General features: G+C 65.0%; 13 protein-coding genes. 5 read left to right on the forward strand and 8 right to left on the reverse strand.

The window, feature by feature from the left end:
* Positions 1–24: 24 nt before the first annotated feature.
* Both mfd and GQY20_RS10410 read right to left on the reverse strand, forming a co-directional pair.
* Positions 25–3,486 (reverse strand): transcription-repair coupling factor, encoded by a 3,462-nt coding sequence (gene mfd, locus GQY20_RS10405; protein ID WP_157217012.1) that lies wholly within the window; start codon positions 3,484–3,486, stop codon positions 25–27.
* Positions 3,487–3,529: 43 nt separating this feature from the next.
* Entirely contained in the window at positions 3,530–3,796 is a 267-nt protein-coding gene (locus GQY20_RS10410; protein WP_157217328.1) for an FAD assembly factor SdhE, read from the reverse strand.
* 73 nt (positions 3,797–3,869) lie between these two features.
* Between GQY20_RS10410 and recG the strand changes: the two genes are divergently transcribed.
* The 3 genes from recG (at position 3,870) to mdoH (ending at position 9,532) form a co-directional block, all read left to right on the forward strand.
* The gene (gene recG / locus GQY20_RS10415; protein ID WP_157217013.1) at positions 3,870–5,918 is read left to right on the forward strand and encodes an ATP-dependent DNA helicase RecG; all 2,049 of its coding nucleotides are present in this window, start codon (positions 3,870–3,872) and stop codon (positions 5,916–5,918) included.
* A gap of 336 nt (positions 5,919–6,254) precedes the next feature.
* Positions 6,255–7,673, forward strand: coding sequence for a glucan biosynthesis protein (locus tag GQY20_RS10420; protein ID WP_157217014.1), 1,419 nt, complete (start codon positions 6,255–6,257; stop codon positions 7,671–7,673).
* Complete coding sequence (mdoH, locus tag GQY20_RS10425) at positions 7,670–9,532, forward strand: glucans biosynthesis glucosyltransferase MdoH (RefSeq protein ID WP_157217015.1); 1,863 nt, start codon at positions 7,670–7,672, stop codon at positions 9,530–9,532. The genes GQY20_RS10420 and mdoH overlap by 4 nt, the downstream gene beginning before the upstream one ends.
* 79 nt (positions 9,533–9,611) lie before the next feature.
* Here the strand turns inward: mdoH and tyrS are convergent, their stop codons facing one another.
* Positions 9,612–10,838, reverse strand: a complete 1,227-nt coding sequence (gene tyrS, locus GQY20_RS10430) for a tyrosine--tRNA ligase (protein WP_157217016.1) — start codon at positions 10,836–10,838, stop codon at positions 9,612–9,614.
* Between the two features lie 32 nt (positions 10,839–10,870).
* On the opposite strand from tyrS, the gene GQY20_RS10435 reads away from it, so the two are divergent.
* Positions 10,871–11,977, forward strand: a complete 1,107-nt coding sequence (locus tag GQY20_RS10435) for an anhydro-N-acetylmuramic acid kinase (protein ID WP_157217017.1) — start codon at positions 10,871–10,873, stop codon at positions 11,975–11,977.
* A gap of 44 nt (positions 11,978–12,021) precedes the next feature.
* Here the strand turns inward: GQY20_RS10435 and GQY20_RS10440 are convergent, their stop codons facing one another.
* Positions 12,022–12,384, reverse strand: a complete 363-nt coding sequence (locus tag GQY20_RS10440) for a hypothetical protein (RefSeq protein WP_157217018.1) — start codon at positions 12,382–12,384, stop codon at positions 12,022–12,024.
* 1 nt (position 12,385) lies between these two features.
* A complete protein-coding gene (locus GQY20_RS10445; RefSeq protein WP_157217019.1) occupies positions 12,386–13,564 on the reverse strand; it encodes a vWA domain-containing protein in 1,179 nt (392 codons plus the stop codon).
* Between the two features lie 95 nt (positions 13,565–13,659).
* On the opposite strand from GQY20_RS10445, the gene GQY20_RS10450 reads away from it, so the two are divergent.
* Complete coding sequence (locus tag GQY20_RS10450; protein ID WP_232475989.1) at positions 13,660–15,042, forward strand: methyl-accepting chemotaxis protein; 1,383 nt, start codon at positions 13,660–13,662, stop codon at positions 15,040–15,042.
* Positions 15,043–15,075: 33 nt separating this feature from the next.
* On the opposite strand, the gene GQY20_RS10455 is transcribed toward GQY20_RS10450, so the two are convergent.
* The 3 genes from GQY20_RS10455 to rpoD all read right to left on the reverse strand — a co-directional run bounded on the left by GQY20_RS10455 (position 15,076) and on the right by rpoD (position 18,970).
* Positions 15,076–15,918 carry an AAA family ATPase gene (locus GQY20_RS10455; RefSeq protein ID WP_157217021.1) on the reverse strand — a complete coding sequence of 281 codons (843 nt, stop codon included), beginning with the start codon at positions 15,916–15,918 and terminating at the stop codon, positions 15,076–15,078.
* 79 nt (positions 15,919–15,997) lie between these two features.
* The gene (locus GQY20_RS10460) at positions 15,998–16,666 is read right to left on the reverse strand and encodes a DUF6975 family protein (RefSeq protein ID WP_157217022.1); all 669 of its coding nucleotides are present in this window, start codon (positions 16,664–16,666) and stop codon (positions 15,998–16,000) included.
* Between the two features lie 270 nt (positions 16,667–16,936).
* The gene (rpoD, locus tag GQY20_RS10465; protein ID WP_157217023.1) at positions 16,937–18,970 is read right to left on the reverse strand and encodes an RNA polymerase sigma factor RpoD; all 2,034 of its coding nucleotides are present in this window, start codon (positions 18,968–18,970) and stop codon (positions 16,937–16,939) included.
* Positions 18,971–18,974: the final 4 nt, after the last annotated feature.

Consider the following 18,974-nt stretch of genomic DNA (forward strand, 5'->3'; position numbering starts at 1 on the left):
GATGACGGATTTAAACGGCAACGCTTACGCCAATATCTTCGCCAACCCCTTGGAGAGCTGCAGCGCGCCGTTCAGCCGGGCCTGGGGCGTGCTCCAGGCGCGACTGATGACGAGCTTGCTGTCCGGCCTGAGCTTCGCCGTGCCCTCCAGCCGCTGCACATAGGCGATGAGCCCGAGCAGGTCCGGGAAGGTGTCGTTGTGGAACGTGACGAGCGCACCACGCGGGCCGACGTCGAGCTTGGCCACGCAGGCGATACGGCAGTTGAGCTTGGTGCGGATCACGCTCAGCAGGTTTTCGGTCGCCTCCGGCAACGGACCGAAGCGATCGATCAGTTCGGCGGCGAAGGCCTCGATGGCCTGCACGTCCTCCTGCTCGTTGAGCCGGCGATAAAGGCCCATGCGCAGATCGAGATCCGGCACATACTCCTCTGGAATGAGGATCGGCGCATCGACGGTGATCTGCGGCGACCAGCTTTCGCGGGGCGCGGCGAGGCCCGCGCCACCTGCCTTCGCTTCCAGGATCGCCTCCTCCAGCATCGACTGGTAGAGTTCGAAGCCGACCTCCTTGATATGGCCCGACTGCTCGTCGCCGAGCAGGTTGCCGGCCCCGCGAATGTCGAGATCGTGGCTGGCGAGCTGGAAGCCGGCGCCCAGCGTATCGAGATCCGACAGCACCTGGAGGCGCTTGGCCGCCGTCTCGGTGATACGGCCGCCGGCCGTCGTCATATAGGCATAAGCACGCGTCTTGGACCGCCCGACGCGGCCGCGCACCTGATAGAGCTGGGCGAGGCCGAAGCGATCGGCGCGGTTGACGATCAGTGTGTTCGCGCTCGGAATGTCGAGGCCGCTCTCGATGATCGTGGTGGAGAGCAGCACCTCATATTTCTTGTCGTAGAAGGCGGACATCCGCTCCTCGACCTCGGAAGGCGCCATCTGGCCATGCGCCACGACATAGCGCACCTCGGGTACCTCCTTGCGGAGAAATTCCTCGATGTCCGGAAGGTCCTTGATCCGCGGCGTGACGAAGAAGCTCTGCCCGCCTCGATAATGTTCGCGCAGTAGCGCCTCGCGCACCACGACGGGATCCCAGGGCATCACATAGGTGCGCACCGCGAGGCGGTCGACGGGCGGCGTCTGGATCACCGACAGCTCGCGCAGGCCCGACATCGCCATTTGCAGGGTGCGCGGGATCGGCGTGGCGGTGAGGGTGAGGACGTGCACGTCCGCCTTCATCGCCTTGAGCTGCTCCTTGTGGGTGACGCCGAAATGCTGCTCCTCGTCGACGATGACGAGGCCGAGCCGCTTGAACGCGATCGACTTGGCGAGCAGCGCGTGCGTGCCGATGACGATGTCGATCGTGCCGTCGGCCAGCCCCTCCTTGGTCGCCTTGGCCTCGGCGGCGGGCACCAGCCGGCTGAGGCGGCCGATTTCGATCGGAAAGCCGCGGAAGCGCTCGAGGAAATTGGCATGATGCTGACGGGCGAGCAGGGTAGTGGGACAGACCAGTGCCACCTGCTGGCCGGCCATGGCGGCGACGAAGGCGGCGCGCATCGCCACCTCGGTCTTGCCGAAGCCGACGTCGCCGCAGACGAGGCGGTCCATCGGTCGGCCGGAGCCGAGATCGTCGATCACCTCGGCGATCGCACGGTCCTGGTCGTCGGTCTCCTGATAGGGGAAGCGATCGACGAAGCTCGCATAGCCGCTGCCGTCCGGCTCCGCGACCTGGCCGGGCCGCAGCGCGCGGGCCGCGGCGGTGGCGATGAGCTCGCCCGCGATCTCGCGGATCCGCTCCTTCATCTTCGCCTTGCGCGCCTGCCAGGCGACGCCGCCGAGCTTGTCGAGCGTCACACCCTCGCTCTCGGCACCGTAGCGCGAGAGCACGTCGATATTCTCGACCGGCACGTAGAGCTTGTCGCCGCCGGCATAGGTCAGCCAGACGCAATCGTGCGGGGACTGGCCGACGGGGATCTGGGTCAGCCCCTCATAGCGGCCGATGCCGTGATCGGCATGGACGACGAAGTCGCCGGGGCTGAGCGTGGCGAGCTCGGCGAGGAAGGCATCCGCCGATTTCTTGCGCTTGGCACGCCGGACGAGGCGGTCGCCGAGCATGTCCTGCTCGGTGAGCACGGCGATGTCGGGCGTGGTGAAGCCATGGTCGAGCGGCAGGACGATCAGGGCGGCGCGTCCGCCGGACGCCTGGCCGAGCGCCTCCTGCCAGCTGTCGGCCATCGCCAGCCGATCGAGGCCATGATCCTTGAGCAGGCCGCTTAGCCGCTCGCGCGCACCGATCGAATAGCTGGCGAGTACCACCTTACGGCGATCGCGGGCGAGCTTCGTCGTATGCTCGGCGACGGCCTCATAGATATTGGCATTCTGTGCACGCTCGGGCGTGAAGTCGCGCGGGCCGTCCACGCCGAAATCGAGCACGGTGGCGCTGTCCGGTGCATGGAAGGGGGAGGTGATGTGGATCGGCCGGTCGGCGACCAGCCCCTCCCACTCGTCGGCGCCGAGATAGAGTTCGGCAGGCCCGAGCGGGCGATAGCTGCCGGGATCGGCCGATTGAGCGCGCACGCGATTGGCGTGATAGTCCGCAATCGCGTCGAAGCGCGCCTCGGCCGCGCCCGTGACGCCCGCTTCGCGCAGGATCACGTCATCAGGGCCGAGATGATCGAAAAGCGTGGTCAGCCGCTCCTCGAGCAGGGGTAGCCAATGCTCCATGCCTGCCAGCCGCCGCTTTTCAGAGAGCGCCTGATAGAGCGGATCGCCGGTCGCGGTGGCGCCGAAGCGTTCACGGTAGCGGGTGCGGAAGCGCTTGACGGTTTCCTCGTCGAGCAGCGCCTCGGATGCGGGAAGCAGGGTAAAACCGTCGACCCGGCCGACGCTACGCTGGTCGCTGGGGTCGAACTGGCGAACGCTTTCGATCTCGTCGCCGAAGAAATCGAGGCGGAGGGCCAGCGATTCACCCGCCGGAAACAGATCCACCAGGCCGCCGCGCACCGCATATTCGCCGGCATCGGCCACGGTCTCGGTGCGGACATAACCATTGGCCTGCAGGAGTTCGGCCAGCGAATCGCGATCGATCCGCTCGCCCGGCGCGAGGCGCGCGACGAGCTGACGGATACGGAATGGCGTCAGCGTGCGTTGGACGACGGCATTGGCGGTGGTGATGACGAGTTGCGGCTTGCTGCCCTTGCGCTGGAGCGCGTGCAGGGCTGCGAGGCGCTCCGAGGTCGCGCGCAGCGAAGGTGAGGCGCGGTCATAGGGAAGGCAGTCCCAGGCCGGGAAGCGGATGATCTCCAGTTCGGGCGCAAAATGCACGGCAGCATCGGCAATGCCCTGCATCGCGATATCGTCCGCTGCGATGAACACCGCGCGGCCCTTGGCGGCGCGTGCGAGGTCCGCGGCCAGCCATGGAAGGAAGCCCGGCGGCGTGCCTGCGAGGGTCAGCGGATCGGACGCGGAAAGGATGCGCCGGAGATCGATCATATCGTGTTCCACTCCCTTTCAAGGAAGCGGAGAATGGCATCGCTCATTTGCTCACCGGAATATAATCGAGCCTGCAGAAGCGTTCCATCATCGGCCCCTGCCATCGCTCTGGCACCGGCTGCGTGCCCAGTGCCCAGGCCATGATGTCCACGTCCTGTTCCTCCAGCAGGGCCTCGAACCAGTCGGTTTCGGCCCCGCTCCAGCTTGACCCGTAGCGATCGAAGAAACCGCCGATCATCAGATCGGCTTCCTTGGTGCCGCGGTGCCAGGCCCGGAAATAGAGGCGCTTGAGGCGGGTTGCGTGGTCCATCATGATCCAATGCAAAACGGCCGGCGGGCTTTGCGCGCCTGCCGGCTTGGCTATAAGTGGCTCGCATCTAGTCATGCGCCCCGATATCCTCAACCCGCTGTTCGCCGAGACCGAAGCCCTCAAGGGCGTAGGCGCCGCGCTGGCCAAGCCGCTGGCGCGGCTCGGTCTGACGCGCGTGGTCGACCTTCTCTTTCATCTTCCGACCGGCATCGTCGATCGCAAGAAGGTCGATCGGCTGGAAGAAGCCGATGTCGGCCGAATCGTCACGCTGGAGGTGACGCCGACCGATTACCGTGCCGGCGGCGGCCCGCGTAGCCCGTTCCGCGTGCAGGCAGTGGATTCGGCCGGGCAGGCGCTGCATCTCGTCTTCTTCGGCAACAATTCCGGTTGGGCGCGCAAGCTGCTGCCGCTCGGCGAAAAGCGCACTATCTCGGGCAAGCTGGAGCAATATGACGTCTGGTTTCAGATCGTGCATCCCGACACGGAGGCGGCCGACCTGCCCGAGCGCGAGCCCGTCTATGGCCTTTCCGAAGGGATCACCAACAAGCGGATGGGCCAGCTCGTCGCGCAGGCGATCGCCCGTGCGCCGGACCTGCCGGAATGGATCGAGCCAAGCCTGCTTGCGCGCCACGGCTGGCCGTCCTGGCAGGAGGCGCTGCAGCGCGCCCATGCCGATCCGCTGGACGCGGTGGCGCGGCAACGCCTGGCCTATGACGAGGTATTCGCCAACCAGCTCGCGCTGATGCTGGTGCGGGCTTCCTCGCGCAAGCGGCGCGGCCTTCCCCTGGTGGGGGACGGCAGCCTGCGCGCACAGCTCGCACTACCGTACAGCCCCACCGGCGCGCAGGCGCGGGCGATTGCGGAAATCGAGGCGGACCTCATCCAGCAGATGCCGATGACGCGGCTGCTGCAGGGCGATGTCGGGTCGGGCAAGACGCTGGTGGCGCTGATGGCGCTGCTGATGGCGGTCGAGGCCGGCGCTCAGGGAGCTCTGTTGGCGCCCACCGAGATTCTGGCACGCCAGCATTACGACACCTTGTCGCGGCAGCTCGCCGGCCTGCCGGTGAACGTTGCGATCCTGACGGGGCGCGAGAAGGGCAGGGTGCGCGAGGCGACGCTGATGGGGCTGGCCGACGGATCGATCCACATCCTCGTCGGTACCCACGCCATATTCCAGCAGGCGGTTGCCTATCGCAATCTCGGCCTCGCGGTCGTCGACGAGCAGCACCGCTTCGGCGTCGCCCAGCGGATCATGCTGGCGAGCAAGGCCGAGCGGCCGCCGCATCTGCTGGTGATGACCGCGACGCCGATTCCCCGGACGCTGACGCTGACCCATTATGGCGAAATGGAGGTCAGCCGGCTCGACGAGATGCCGCCCGGCCGCCAACCGATCGAGACGCGCGTGCTCTCGGCCGAGCGGATCGACGAGGTGATCGAGGCGCTCGGCCGGCACATGGCGATCGGCGGGCAGGCCTATTGGGTCTGCCCGCTGGTCGAGGAAAGCGAGGTTTCCGACCAGACTGCGGCCGAGCAGCGCGCGGCGATGCTGCGCGAGCGGTTCGGCGAGCGGATCGGGCTGGTCCACGGGCGGATGAAAGGCCCGGACAAGGACAGCGTGATGGCGGAATTCCAGGCCGCGCGAACGCTCGTGCTGGTCGCGACGACGGTGATCGAGGTCGGCGTGGACGTGCCCAATGCGACGTTGATCATCATCGAGGGGGCCGAGCGGTTCGGTCTCGCCCAGCTTCACCAATTGCGCGGACGGGTGGGGCGGGGCAGCGGGCGATCGGTCTGCCTGCTTCTGCGGGGCCGGCAGCTCAGCGAAACTTCGCGGGCGCGGTTGGCGCTGATGCGGGAGACCAACGACGGATTCCGCATTGCGGAAGAAGATCTGCGATTGCGCGGTGCAGGCGAGATATTGGGCACCCGCCAGTCGGGCGAGCAGGCGTTCCGCATCGCCAGCCCCGAAGAGGTGCAATCGCTGGTGCAGACGGCCAATGGCGACGCGCGTCTGCTCGTCGATCGCGATGGCGGACTGGAGGCGCCGCGTGGGCAGGCGGCACGCACCGCGCTTTATCTTTTCGAGCGCGATGCCGCCGTGGGCCTGCTCCGTTCGGGTTGAGCGCGTCTGTCTGCCGCGTTACGCCGTGGACAGGCTAAGGCCATGATCTTTCTCAACCTTCGTTCACACTTCGTCGCCTCTCCGGGCCGGCTCGGCCCGCATTTCGGGGCGATGACAGGTTTCATTCAGTTACAATCTGCATAGGGGGACGGCGGACGGATGAACGTTCGCACTTGCAACCAAAAATCGTTTCGACGGTTGCGGGAAAAAGAAACAGGGTCTGCGGGTAATCAAAGGATATCGGTTCTGAACGGTAGCGATCCGATTGCTTGCGACAGGCGTGCTGCGCTTTTCGCATTGGCTGCGCTCGGCCTCATGGGGCCGGTGCGAGCGGCCATGCCGGCACCGGCCTTCTCGCCGATGCGGATCGACGCTCTCGCGCGCAGCCTCGCTGCCAGGCCGTATTCGCCACCCAGCAAGATGCTGCCGCCTGCTCTATCCCATATCGGCTATGACGGATATCGCAGCCATCGCTTCGATCGCGGCCAGGCGATCTGGGCGGGAGATGCGGCGCAATTCATCGCCGAGCCGATGATGCGCGGCTGGCTCTTCAAGGAAAAGGTCGACCTCTATGCCGTGGAAGGCGGCAGGGCGGCGCTGGTTCCATTCGATCCAACGCGCTTTTCCTTCCCCCAAGGCACCGAGGCTCCTACCGATCCCGCGACTGGCTTTTCGGGTGTCCGTTTCCTCCATCCGATCAATCGTCCCGGCGTTATGGACGAGATAGCGGTGTTCCAGGGCGCCAGCTATTTCCGCGCGGTCGCGCGCGATCAGCTCTATGGGCTGTCGGCGCGCGGGCTGGGTATAGGAACGGGCGGACCAAAGGAGGAATTCCCCATCTTCCGCGCCTTCTGGCTGGAGCATCCGACAGAAGACTCGGTGCGCGTGCACGCGCTGCTCGACGGCCCGAGCGTAGCAGGCGCCTACCACATGATCATCCGTCCCGGTGACGAGACGCGGTTCGACATAGAGGCGCGGCTCTATCCGCGTGTCGCAATCAACGCGCCCGGCGTTGCGCCGATGAGCAGCATGTTCCTGTTCTCCGGGGGAGGTCCTCGCTTCGATGATTTCCGTCATGCGGTGCATGATTCGGACGGGCTGGAAATCTGGACCGGCCGTGGCGAGCGGCTATGGCGGCCGCTGGCCAATCCGAACGGCGTTCAGATCAGCGTGTTCGACGATCTCAATCCACGTGGCTTCGGCCTGATGCAGCGGGCGCGGGCTTTCGAGGATTATCAGGACATGGAGGCTCGCTACGAGAAGCGCCCGAGCCTGTGGGTCGAGCCCATGGGTAATTGGGGACCGGGCAGCGTCCAGCTGCTCGAAATGCCGGCCCATGACGAGACCGGCGACAACGTCGCGGCATTCTGGCGCCCGAAGGCGCCGTGGATACCGGGTCGCGAGGTTCGCCTCGCCTATCGCCTGCGCTGGGGGGAGCGCAGTTCCGCACCGAACGACGTGGCACGCGTGATCGCCACTCGCTCGGGATCGGACGTAGTGGGCGGAAAGGTGACGAGTCGCCGTCGCTACGCCATTGATTTCGAAGGAACCCCCGCATTGAGCAGATTGCAAGACGTTCGCCCCGTGGCGTCCGTGAGCGCCGGCACGATGACGCCGGTGCGCCTGGAAGCCCTGCCCGGCGGCCGTATCGTCCGCGCCACCTTCGAGTTCGCGCCACCCGCATCGGGTGTCGCCGAACTGCGTCTTGCCCTGGCGGGCAAATCGGAAACCTGGCTTTCGAGGTGGTCGGCATGAGCAATCATATCCCTCTGACCGCGCCGCACGAGCTGGCAGGCGACTTGCCGCACGAAGCGCCGATGGCGATGCCGACCCAGTCCTTCGCTGACGCACCCGCGACGCCGCGCCCGCCGGCGACTTCGCCGCGCTCGATCGACGAGCGGCGCGCGCTGCTGATCGTCGGCACGATCGTGGTGACGCTGTTCGCAAGCGCCGACATCGTCGGGGTGGCAGCCGAGGATGGCATCAGTCTGCGCGAGCTTGGTCTGATCCTTCTGTTCTGCCCCCTGTTCGCCTGGATCGCTTTCGCCTTCTCCACCGCGCTCGCGGGTTATTTCGCCCTGCGCCATGGCGGCACGCACGAGTCGCTGCGTCTGGAAGATGGCGGCGCCCCGCGGGAGCGGACCGCCGTGCTGGTGCCCATCTACAACGAGGACGTCGATGGCGTGATGAAGCGGGTGCGCGCGATGATGCGATCGGTGGCATCCACCGGCCACGGCGCGCAGTTCGATTTCTTCATTCTGAGCGACTCCACCGATCCGGCGATCCGGGTTGCCGAGCATGCGGCGTTCGAGGCACTGCGCCAGGAGGCGCCGCTCGGCCTCTATTACCGGCTGCGACCGCAGAATCTGCATCGCAAGCCGGGCAATATCGCCGAGTGGATCAGCCGTTTCGGCAATGCCTATGAGCATATGATTGTGCTGGATGCGGACAGCCTGATGTCCGGCGAGGTGATGAACCGTCTGGCGCTTACGATGGAGGCGCATCCGGGCGTCGCCCTGATCCAGACCCTGCCGTCGATCATCGGCAGCCGCACGCTGTTCGCACGCTGGCAGCAGTTTGCGGCGCGGCTCTATAGTCCGGTCTCCTCGGCAGGCCTGCTCTGGTGGTCCGGCGCCGAAGCGACCTTCTGGGGGCATAATGCGATTATCCGCACGCGCGCCTTCGCCCAATGCTGTGGCCTGCCGACGTTGCCCGGCCGCAAGCCGTTCGGCGGCGCGATCATGAGCCACGATCTCGTCGAGGCGGCGATGCTGCGCCGCCACGGCTGGGCGGTGCATATGGTCGAGGTAGAGGAAGGCAGCTACGAGGAATATCCGCCGACCGCGATCGACCATGCGATCCGCGACCGGCGCTGGTGCCAGGGCAATATCCAGCATTTGCGCCTGCTGGGCGGAAAAGGGTTCCACTGGGCGAGCCGCTTCCAGTTGCTGATCGGCGGTTCAGCCTATCTGACCTCGCCGCTCTGGCTGATGATGCTCATCGCCGGCTCGTTGCAGCAGGCCGATGCCAATGGCCGCGTGCTGCTCGAGGTGCCGCAGGTGACCTGGGTGTTCACGCTCACTTTCGTGCTGTTGTTCGGGCCGAAGCTGCTCTCGGTGGCCTGGGTGCTCGGCGATCCGGCGCGGCGTGCCGCCTATGGCGGCGCGGAACGTATCATCGCCAGCGTGATGATCGAGATCCCGCTGGCCGTGCTGCTCGCGCCGATGGTGATGATGACCCAGACGTTGATGCTGATCGACATTCTGCGCGGGCGCGACTCGGGCTGGAAGGCGCAGTGCCGCGATGCCGACGGGCTGAGCTTCGGCTATGCCTTCCGCTTCTATCGCTGGCATGTGCTGACGGGCATCGCGATGTTCGCCGTCACGCTCAGCACGCAGCATCAGCTGCTGTGGACCGCGCCGGTGGCGTTGAGCTTGATCGCGGCGCCGCTGCTGGCGATGATTTCGGCGCGGCGCGACATCGGCATGCTGTTGATGCGGGACGAATTGCTGCTGACTCCGGAGGAATGGCGCGGTCTGGGCCGCAGCGATCGCCGTCCGGCGGAGATTACGGTGAACGTGCCGGCAGCCCTGACCGAGGCTCGCGCGGGCTGATGCCACGGTAGAACGGCCATCACGACGAAAGTCGGAATGACCGGGCAAGCGACGAAGCGGAAACGCTCCTGACCGCGCCTCAGGCGGTCAGGACGCCATGATTCTTCTTGCCGGCGGAAAGCTTCACCGGCTCGGTGCCGACAGTCACGACGAGCGCCTCGTCGCTCACCTTCTCGCCATCGATGCGCGCGCCACCCCCCTTGATCAGGCGGCGCGCTTCGCCCTTCGAGGCGGCGAGGCCGAGGCCGACCAGCGCATCGACGATGGCAATGCTGCCTCCCGGCACGGCGAGGGTCGGTAGCGCCTCGCCGGCAGCCCCTTCCTCGAAGGTCCGGCGTGCAGTCTCGGCGGCATCGTCTGCGGCCTCGCGGCCGCGGCACATCGCCGTCGCTTCGTTGGCGAGCACGATCTTGGCCTGGTTGATCTCCTGACCTTCGAGGGCCTCGAGCCGTGCGATCTCATCGAGCGGCAGATCGGTGAACAGGCGCAGGAAGCGGCCGACATCCTTGTCGTGCGTGTTCCGCCAGAACTGCCAATAGTCGTAGGCGCTCAGCGAATCCTCGTTGAGCCACACCGCGCCCGACATCGTCTTGCCCATCTTGCCGCCGTCGGCGGTGGTGATGAGCGGCGTGGTGACGCCGAACACCTCCACACCGTCCATGCGCCGGGTGAGCTCGATGCCGTTGACGATATTGCCCCACTGGTCCGATCCGCCCATCTGCAGGCGGCAGCCGACGCGGCGCGACAGCTCCAGAAAGTCATAGGCCTGGAGGATCATATAGTTGAATTCGAGGAAGCTCAGCGACTGCTCGCGATCGAGCCTGAGTTTCACCGAATCGAAGCTCAGCATCCGGTTGATCGAGAAATGCTGGCCGACGTCACGGAGGAAGGGGATATATTCCAACCGGTCGAGCCATTCGGCATTGTCGACCATGATCGCGTCGGTCGGGCCATCCCCGAAGGTCAGGAAGCGTTCGAAGACGCGCTTGATCGAGGCGATGTTCTGCCCGAGCGTATCGAGCGTCAGCAGCTTGCGCGCCTCGTCCTTGAAGCTCGGATCGCCGATCTTGCCGGTGCCGCCGCCCATCACGACGATCGGCTTGTGACCGGTCTGCTGGAGGCGGCGCAGCAGCATGATCTGCACGAGGCTGCCGACGTGCAGCGACGGTGCAGTGGGATCGAAGCCGATATAGCCTGGCACGACGGTCCGCGCGGCGAGTGCGTCGAGCGCGCTGGCGTCGGTCACCTGATGGATATAGCCTCGGGCTTCGAGCAGCCTTAACAGGTCGGATGTATATTCGGTCATGGCGCGCGGGCGCTTAGCATGAGGGTAAGCAGATGGGTAGCGTGCTCGCGGTCGGCCTGATGTCGGGCACCTCGCTCGACGGGATCGATGCCGCTCTGATCGAAACGGATGGATGCGATCACATCCGGCCGATCGCATTTCGGGGCGAGCCTTATTCCGAGCAGGCGCGCACTACCTTGCGCGAGGCGACAGCGCTGGCGCTGACCTTCGAGAAGCCGCGACAGAGCCCGCCGATCGTCGCCGCCGAGGATATGCTGACGCGTGCGCACATTCTGGCAGTGCGCAAGCTTCTGTCGCAGGCCGGCGTCCCTCTCTCCGACATCGCGGTGATCGGCTTTCACGGTCAGACGATCGCACATCGTCCGCAGGCCGGCTGGACCTGGCAGATCGGCGACGGCGCTGCCATGGCCGCCGCGCTCGGCGTTCCGGTGATCAACGACCTGCGATCGGCCGACGTCGCGGCGGGCGGACAGGGCGCGCCGCTGCTCCCCGTCTATCATCGCGCGCTCACCACGGCCTTGCCCGCTCCGGTGGCGGTGCTGAACCTCGGCGGCGTCGCCAACGTCACCTGGATCGCGAGGGAAGCGATCATCGCCTTCGACACCGGCCCCGCCAACAGCCTGATCGACGATTGGATGGAAGCGGAAGCCGGACAGGCCTATGACGCAGGCGGCGCTTTCGCGGCGACCGGCGAAGTGAACCGTCAGGTGCTGGCGTCGATGCTGAATAATGACTGGTTCGACGCGCCGCCGCCCAAATCGCTCGATCGCTCGGACTTCACCATTGCGCCGGTGCGCGGCCTTGCCCCGGCCGATGGCGCGGCAACGCTCACGGCTTTCACCGCCGAGACGGTGGCGCTCGGTCTCCGGCTCCTTCCGGAAGCACCGAAGAGGCTGATCGTCGCGGGGGGCGGCCGTCACAATGCGACGCTGATGCGCATGCTCGCCGATGCATGCGGCATCGCGCCCGAGCCGATCGAAGCGCTCGGCTGGAACGGCGATGCCACCGAAGCGGAAGGTTTCGCCTATATGGCGGTCCGGTCGCTAGAAGGCCTGCCGATCAGCTTCCCCGGCACGACCGGTGCACCGGAACCGATGACCGGCGGGGTTCTCAACCCGGCGCTGAAAGCAACTGGATGAACTGTCCGCCTCATCCGGCTTTTGCCGGGATCGCGAGAGAAGTCCTATTTTTTGCCGGTCTTCGGCCGTGCTGCGCACAGCGGCAGCTTGAGCTGGGCGACATCGGTGCAGGGGCGGACCTGCACCGACTGGTCGGTGCCGATATAGACGGCATAGTCGCCCACCGGCTCGCACCAGGCGGTCCAGCGCATCAGATTGCCATAGGCCCCGTTGAACACAGAACCGACGACGCGCTTGCACTGCTGGCCGGAATCCAGGATGCCGCGCCGGAGCACCGAGTTGCGCTGCAACTCGTTCAACGCGCGCAGGCGCTCGTTGAAGGGATTGGGGGCGTTGGCCGGGATGGCCAGCGCCGTGCCCATGCTCGTCAACAGGGCTGCCGCGATGGCGGCCTTTACGATCCTCATCTCAGTTCTTCCTGCTCAGGGCCCGCATCGCCTCGTCCAGGCCAGAGAGGGTGAGCGGGTACATGCGATCGCCCAACAGCTCGCGGATGATGCGGGTCGACTGGGAATAACCCCAGTGCTGCTCGGCGACAGGGTTGAGCCAGGCCGCTGCGGGATAGGTATTCACCAGCCTCTGCATCCACACCGCGCCTGCCTCATCGTTGAAATGCTCCACGGAGCCGCCGGGATGCGTAATCTCATAGGGGCTCATGGCTGAATCTCCGACGAACACGATCTTCCAGTCGTGCCCATATTTATGCAGTACGTCCCATGTCGGGGTCCGTTCGGAGAAGCGGCGTCGATTATCCTTCCACAGCCCCTCGTAGACGCAGTTGTGGAAATAGAAGAATTCTAGATTCTTGAATTCCGATGTGGCTGCGGAGAACAGCTCCTCGCACAGCCGGATATAGGGATCCATCGATCCGCCGACGTCGAGAAAGAGCAGCAGCTTCACCGCATTGTGCCGCTCGGGACGCATCTGCACGTCCAGCCAGCCCTTGCGCGCGGTGCCGTCGATCGTCGCGTCGATGTCCAGCTCGTCGGCCGCGCCCTCCCGTGCGAAGCGCCGCAGGCGGCGGAGCGCGACCTTGATGTTGCGCGTGCCGAGCTCGCGCGTGTTGTCGAGATTCTGGAACTCGCGCTTGTCCCACACCTTGATCGCGCGCTTCTGCCGGCTCTCGCCGCCGATGCGGACGCCCTCGGGATTATACCCCGAATTGCCGTAAGGCGAGGTGCCGCCGGTGCCGATCCACTTGCTGCCGCCCTGATGCCGGCCCTTCTGCTCCTCGAGCCGCTGCTTCAGCGTCTCCATGATCTCTTCCCAGGAGCCGAGCGCCTTGATCTTCTCCATCTCCTCGGGAGTCAGATATTTCTCGGCGACGGCGCGCAGCCATTCCTCGGGCAGGGCGGCGCCCGATTCGCCGTAGCTGGTCTCGATTCCCTTGAAGACCTTGGCGAACACCTGGTCGAACCGATCGAGCAGCCCTTCGTCCTTCACATAGGTCGACCGCGCCAGATAATAGAATTCTTCCGGCGTCTGGGCGATCACGTCCCGGTCCAGCGCCTCCAGGAGCGTGAGATGCTCCTTGATCGAGACGGAGATACCGGCGGTGCGCAGCGCATCGAAGAAATTCAGGAACACGGTTTAATAGCCTTTTTACCAACTTCCGGCATGGCAGCAGCACGATGCAGCACCAAGCTATCAAACCGGCCCCCGGGGGCACCAGCGCTGACGATGTGGCGCGAACCGAAGAGCATCTCGCCTTTCTGGGGGATCTGTGCGGGGACTTCGCTCTTCAATGCAGCGATGTGGCGGGCTACGTCAATCAGGTGAACCAGCGGATCGCCGCGGACAACCAGCGGCTGCAGCGGCTGCAGGAGAGCGTGCGTGATCTCACCAGCCTACAGAACGAGGCCAATGGCGCCGCGGCCGAGATCCGTTTCGTTGCCGAACGTGCGACGACGCTGATCACGGACAGCCACAAGGCGGTGTTGAACGCTCTGGGCGATATCGGGCGGCTGATCGACGATGTCGTCCGAATGGGCGAGCAGCTCGAAGGTTTCGTCGGCGCTATCGAGCGGGTGGGGTCGATCTCCGGCGACCTGGACGGCATCGCGCGCCATACCGGCATGCTTGCGATCAACGCTTCGATCGAGGCGGCCCGCGCGGGCGACGCGGCGAGCGGCTTTGCGGCCGTGGCCGCTGAAGTAAAGCGGCTGGCGGCCAATGCCCGCGCGGCGACCGCCTCGGTGACGCAGAGCGTCGCGCATCTGGAGGATGGCGCACGCGCCGTGATCGACGAGGTTCGTGCCGGAGCCGAGCAGGGCCGGACCGCGCGCAGCCGGACGGGCGAAATTACCGGGGCGCTCGAATCCATTGCGGCGCTCGTCACCCAGTTCGACCAGCGCACCGCTGCGATCGAGCAATGCGGGGCCGATATCACCCGCCATGTCGAAACGCTGGGCGACGGGCTCGATGGTTTCGCCGATACGGCGATCGAGAACGCAGCGGGGCTCGCGCAGGTACGCGAGCGACTGGATGGGCTGGAGACAGCCTCCAACCGAATGCTCGATCGCGTCGCACATAGCGGCGTGCAGACCCGGGATACGCGCTTTGTGGCGGTGGCGCGCGATCAGGCGGCATCGATCCACACGACCATCGAAGCGGCGCTGCGCTCCGGCCGGCTTTCGCAATCTTCGCTGTTCGACACCGAATATCGCCGCCTGCCCGATACCGATCCCGTGCAGTATATGACCGGTTTCGTCCCCTTCGCCGATGGCGTGATCCGACCGATGCTCGATCGATTCACGGCCGAGGATGCGGCGATCGTCGGCTGCTGCCTGATCGATCGCAATGGGCATCTGCCGACGCACATCAGCGCGCGCAGCCAGGCGCCGCGGCCGAACGATCGGCAATGGAATCTCGAACATGCGCGCAACCGGCAGATTTTCATGGATCGCCAGACGCGCGAGGCGATGGATCGTGACGGCGACTATTTCCTGTTCACGTATCGCCAGGATTTCGGCGACGGCCGCTATCGGGCACTGCGGAGCGTGTTCGTGCCGCTGCTGTTCGGCGGCAGAAAGTGGGGCCTTTACGAGGTCGGCTATCTGATTTGACGACCGGCCGCTTGCTGGCAGGAGGAGTGCCGCTCAGTTCTGCCGGCGGGCCATGAAAGCCAGGCGCTCGAACAGCATGATGTCCTGCTCGTTCTTGAGGAGAGCGCCGTGCAGGGGCGGGATCGCCTTTTTGGGGTCTCGCGACTGGAGCACATCCAGCGGCATGTCTTCGGAAAGAAGCAGTTTCAGCCAGTCGAGCAATTCGCTGGTGGATGGCTTCTTCTTGAGGCCGGGGACATCGCGGACTTCGTAGAAGACGTCCATCGCCCGGGAGACGAGGATCTTCTGGATGCCAGGGAAATGGACCTCGATGATCGCTTCCATCGTCTCGCGGTCGGGGAATTTGATATAGTGGAAGAAGCAACGGCGCAGAAAGGCGTCCGGCAGCTCCTTTTCGTTGTTGGAGGTGATGACGACGATCGGCCGTTCCTTCGCCTTCACCGTCTCGCCGGTCTCGTAGACATGGAATTCCATCCGGTCGAGTTCCTGCAGGAGATCGTTCGGGAACTCGATATCGGCCTTGTCGATCTCGTCGATCAGGAGGACGGGCAGGGCTGGGGCGGTGAACGCCTCCCACAGCTTGCCGCGGCGGATATAATTGGAGATCTCGTGGACGCGCGGATCGCCGAGCTGGCCGTCACGAAGCCGGGCGACGGCGTCATATTCATAGAGGCCCTGATGTGCCTTGGTGGTGGATTTAACGTGCCATTCGATCAGCGGTGCGTTGGCTGCCTTGGCGATCTCATGCGCAAGGACGGTCTTGCCGGTACCGGGCTCGCCCTTCACGAGCAGCGGGCGCCGCAGCGTCACTGCCGCGTTGACGGCTACCTTCAGATCGTCGGTGGCGACATAATCCTGCGTGCCTTCGAACCGCACTTGCGCATCCTTCCGTCCTAACCCTCCTATCCGGATAGCAGGGACGGGCGGGTGCGCAATGCGTTTCGCGCGGTAAAACTCAATCCTGGCGGGCGGTGCTGCGCGCTTCCAGCAGGTCCCAGAGGCCGCGATGCTGGGCGAGGAGCTGCTGCGCGCCGAACATCATCGCGCGTTCGACCGTATAGGTATCGGCGATCCGATTGATGAAGGCACGGGTCTCCGAATCGGGCGGAAGCCGCCATTCGGCGACGGGCAGACCGAAACGGGCGGCTGCAGCGTCTAGGATCGGCCGCACCGCGGCCCAGTCGAGCACGAGCCCGACGGCAGCGCCGATGGCGCATCCGTGGCGTTCGGAGCGGGCCAGCATTTCCAGCGCGTGATGCTGGCTGACGACGGCCGCCTCACAATCCGCCTGGCCAGGCGTGCTCGGCATCGGACCGACCGCGACGACCAGCCGCGTGAGATAGGTGCGCTCCAGAGCGAAGGCGATCGCCGCTTCGTTGAGCCAGCCGCTCAGCCCCTCGCGGCCGGCCTTCATCGCCGCCAGATCAACCACACTGGGCAGGCGACCATGCAGAACGCAGAGATAATGAACGGCATCCGCGAGATTGCGCGAGGATTGCGCGCCCTCGACGAGGAAGGGCGCATTGACATATTCATGGTGCGCGCTGCCGTCGTTGCGGGCAAGGGCGTAGATCAGATCGGCGGTACCCTCGCTGTTGTGGATCCGCATTGCATCCGTAGCCATGTCAATCTCCCCGGAAGCGGCCACCGGCGACCGCTTGCCCGGCCCGCTGCCTATTGACATCCACCCCTATAGCAAGCGCGTAAAAATAAGGTTTACAGTCCGCTAAGTAGCCCATCCGCACCATAAATGCGATGATACGGGGAACCTGGTCGGCCTAGAGGCATTTGCGGATGCAAGTCCATGCCCCAGTGGCGCATCGGACCGGATAAGAAGATCTGCGAAAAACAAATAAAAACCGGCCCTCGCATCGTGCCAGGGCCGGTCTGTGGATCATTGATCGAGGAAGCTGCGCATCTTGCGGCTGCGGCTCGGATGCTTCAGCTTGCGAAGCGCCTTCGCCTCGATCTGGCGGATGCGTTCGCGCGTCACGCTGAACTGCTGGCCTACTTCCTCCAGCGTGTGATCGGTATTCATGCCGATGCCGAAGCGCATGCGCAGCACGCGTTCCTCGCGGGGAGTGAGGCTGGCGAGCACGCGAGTCACGGTTTCCTTGAGGTTCGCCTGGATGGCGGCGTCCACTGGGATGATCGCGTTCTTATCCTCGATGAAGTCACCCAGATGCGAATCCTCCTCGTCGCCGATCGGCGTCTCGAGGCTGATGGGCTCCTTGGCGATCTTCATCACCTTGCGCACCTTCTCGAGCGGCATGGAAAGCCGCTCGGCCAGCTCTTCCGGGGTCGGCTCGCGGCCGATCTCGTGCAGGATCTGGCGGCTGGTGCGCACCAGCTTGTTGATCGTCTCGATCATGTGCACCGGGATGCGGATGGTGCGCGCCTGATCGGCGATCGAGCGGGTGATCGCCTGGCGGATCCACCAGGTGGCGTAGGTCGAGAATTTGTAGCCGCGGCGATATTCGAACTTATCTACCGCCTTCATCAGGCCGATATTGCCCTCCTGGATGAGGTCCAGGAACTGCAGGCCGCGATTGGTGTATTTCTTCGCGATCGAGATGACGAGGCGAAGATTCGCCTCGACCATCTCCTTCTTCGCGATCCGCGCCTCGCGCTCGCCCTTCTGCACCATGTTGACGATGCGGCGGAACTCGCCGAGCGACATGCCCGTCACTTGGGCGATCTCCCCGATCTCGGTACGGATCCGATCGACCGCATTGGCTTCGTTCGTCGCGAATGCCGACCATTTACGGTCGATCTGGGCGACCGAAGCGAGCCAGTTCTCGTCGAGCTCGTGGTTGATGTAGCGATCGAGGAAATCCTTGCGCGTGACCTTGTGACGCTCGGCCAGGCGCAGCATCTGGCCGCCGAGCGTGGTGAGCCGGCGGTTGAACGAATAGAGCTGGTCGACGAGGAATTCGATCTTGGCGCCGTGGAACTGGACGCTTTCCACCTCGGCGGTCAAATCCTCGCGCATCTTCTGGTAGCGCCGCTCTTCCGCCATCGGGAAGTCGTCGCCGATGCCGAGCGCCGAGACGCGCGCAGCTTGGATCTTTGAGAATTTCTTGTAGATCGCGGTGATGTTGGCGAACTTCTCCAGTGCCTGCGGCTTGAGCTGCTCTTCCATCTGGGCAAGGCTGAGGGTGTTGTCGTCCTCATCGTCGTCCGATGGGCGCGGCGCGCGCCGTTCGGTCAGCGAATCCTCGTCCTCGTCTCCGGCCGTTTCCTCCTCGACATCCTCTTCTTCCTTATAGGAAGGACCAGCGCTCTTCTCGCTGATTTCGCCATTATCGTCCTCTTCGGCGCCTTCCACCTGTTCGGCAGTCGGCCCCTTTGAGAGCATGGCGTCGAGATCGAGGATCTCGCGCAGCTGCATCGTGCCTTCGTTGAGCGCAGTGGACCAGCCGATGATCGCTTCGAAGGTGATCGGCGATTCGCACAGGCCGAGGATCATCGTGTCGCGGCCGGCCTCGATGCGCTTGGCGATGGCGATTTCGCCCTCGCGGCTGAGCAACTCGACGGCACCCATCTCGCGCAGATACATGCGCACCGGATCGTCGGTGCGATCGACCGTTTCCTTCTTGGTGACGGTCGTAAGCACCGGCGCGGAGCCGTCGGTGTCGTCGGCCGCAATCTCCTCTTCGGATACGTCGTCGGCAGACTGCTCGTCTTCGCCAGCATCCTCGTTCTCGACGATGTTGACGCCCATTTCATTCAGGGCCGCCATGACATCCTCGAGCTGGTCCGAGGTCATCTGATCCTGGGGAAGGGCCTCGTTCAGCTGGTCATAGGTGATATAGCCACGCTTTTTGGCGCGGGCGATCAGCTTCTTGATCGAGGCTTCGTTGAGGTCGATCAGGGGCGCGTCCCCATCAGTCTTTTCAGGGGCTTCCGCCATGTTCGTTTTCGCCATCCCG

The organism is Flavisphingomonas formosensis (genome assembly GCF_009755815.1).
Classification (GTDB): domain Bacteria; phylum Pseudomonadota; class Alphaproteobacteria; order Sphingomonadales; family Sphingomonadaceae; genus Flavisphingomonas; species Flavisphingomonas formosensis.

Coding starts and splice junctions, on each gene's coding strand:
- recG (WP_157217013.1), top strand. CDS start 3,870: ATGCGCCCCGATATCCTCAACCCGCTGTTCGCCGAGACCGAAGCCCTC.
- rpoD (WP_157217023.1), bottom strand. CDS start 18,970: ATGGCGAAAACGAACATGGCGGAAGCCCCTGAAAAGACTGATGGGGAC.
- GQY20_RS10440 (WP_157217018.1), bottom strand. CDS start 12,384: ATGAGGATCGTAAAGGCCGCCATCGCGGCAGCCCTGTTGACGAGCATG.
- GQY20_RS10460 (WP_157217022.1), bottom strand. CDS start 16,666: ATGGCTACGGATGCAATGCGGATCCACAACAGCGAGGGTACCGCCGAT.
- mdoH (WP_157217015.1), top strand. CDS start 7,670: ATGAGCAATCATATCCCTCTGACCGCGCCGCACGAGCTGGCAGGCGAC.
- GQY20_RS10410 (WP_157217328.1), bottom strand. CDS start 3,796: ATGGACCACGCAACCCGCCTCAAGCGCCTCTATTTCCGGGCCTGGCAC.
- GQY20_RS10435 (WP_157217017.1), top strand. CDS start 10,871: ATGGGTAGCGTGCTCGCGGTCGGCCTGATGTCGGGCACCTCGCTCGAC.
- mfd (WP_157217012.1), bottom strand. CDS start 3,486: ATGATCGATCTCCGGCGCATCCTTTCCGCGTCCGATCCGCTGACCCTC.
- tyrS (WP_157217016.1), bottom strand. CDS start 10,838: ATGACCGAATATACATCCGACCTGTTAAGGCTGCTCGAAGCCCGAGGC.
- GQY20_RS10420 (WP_157217014.1), top strand. CDS start 6,255: ATGCCGGCACCGGCCTTCTCGCCGATGCGGATCGACGCTCTCGCGCGC.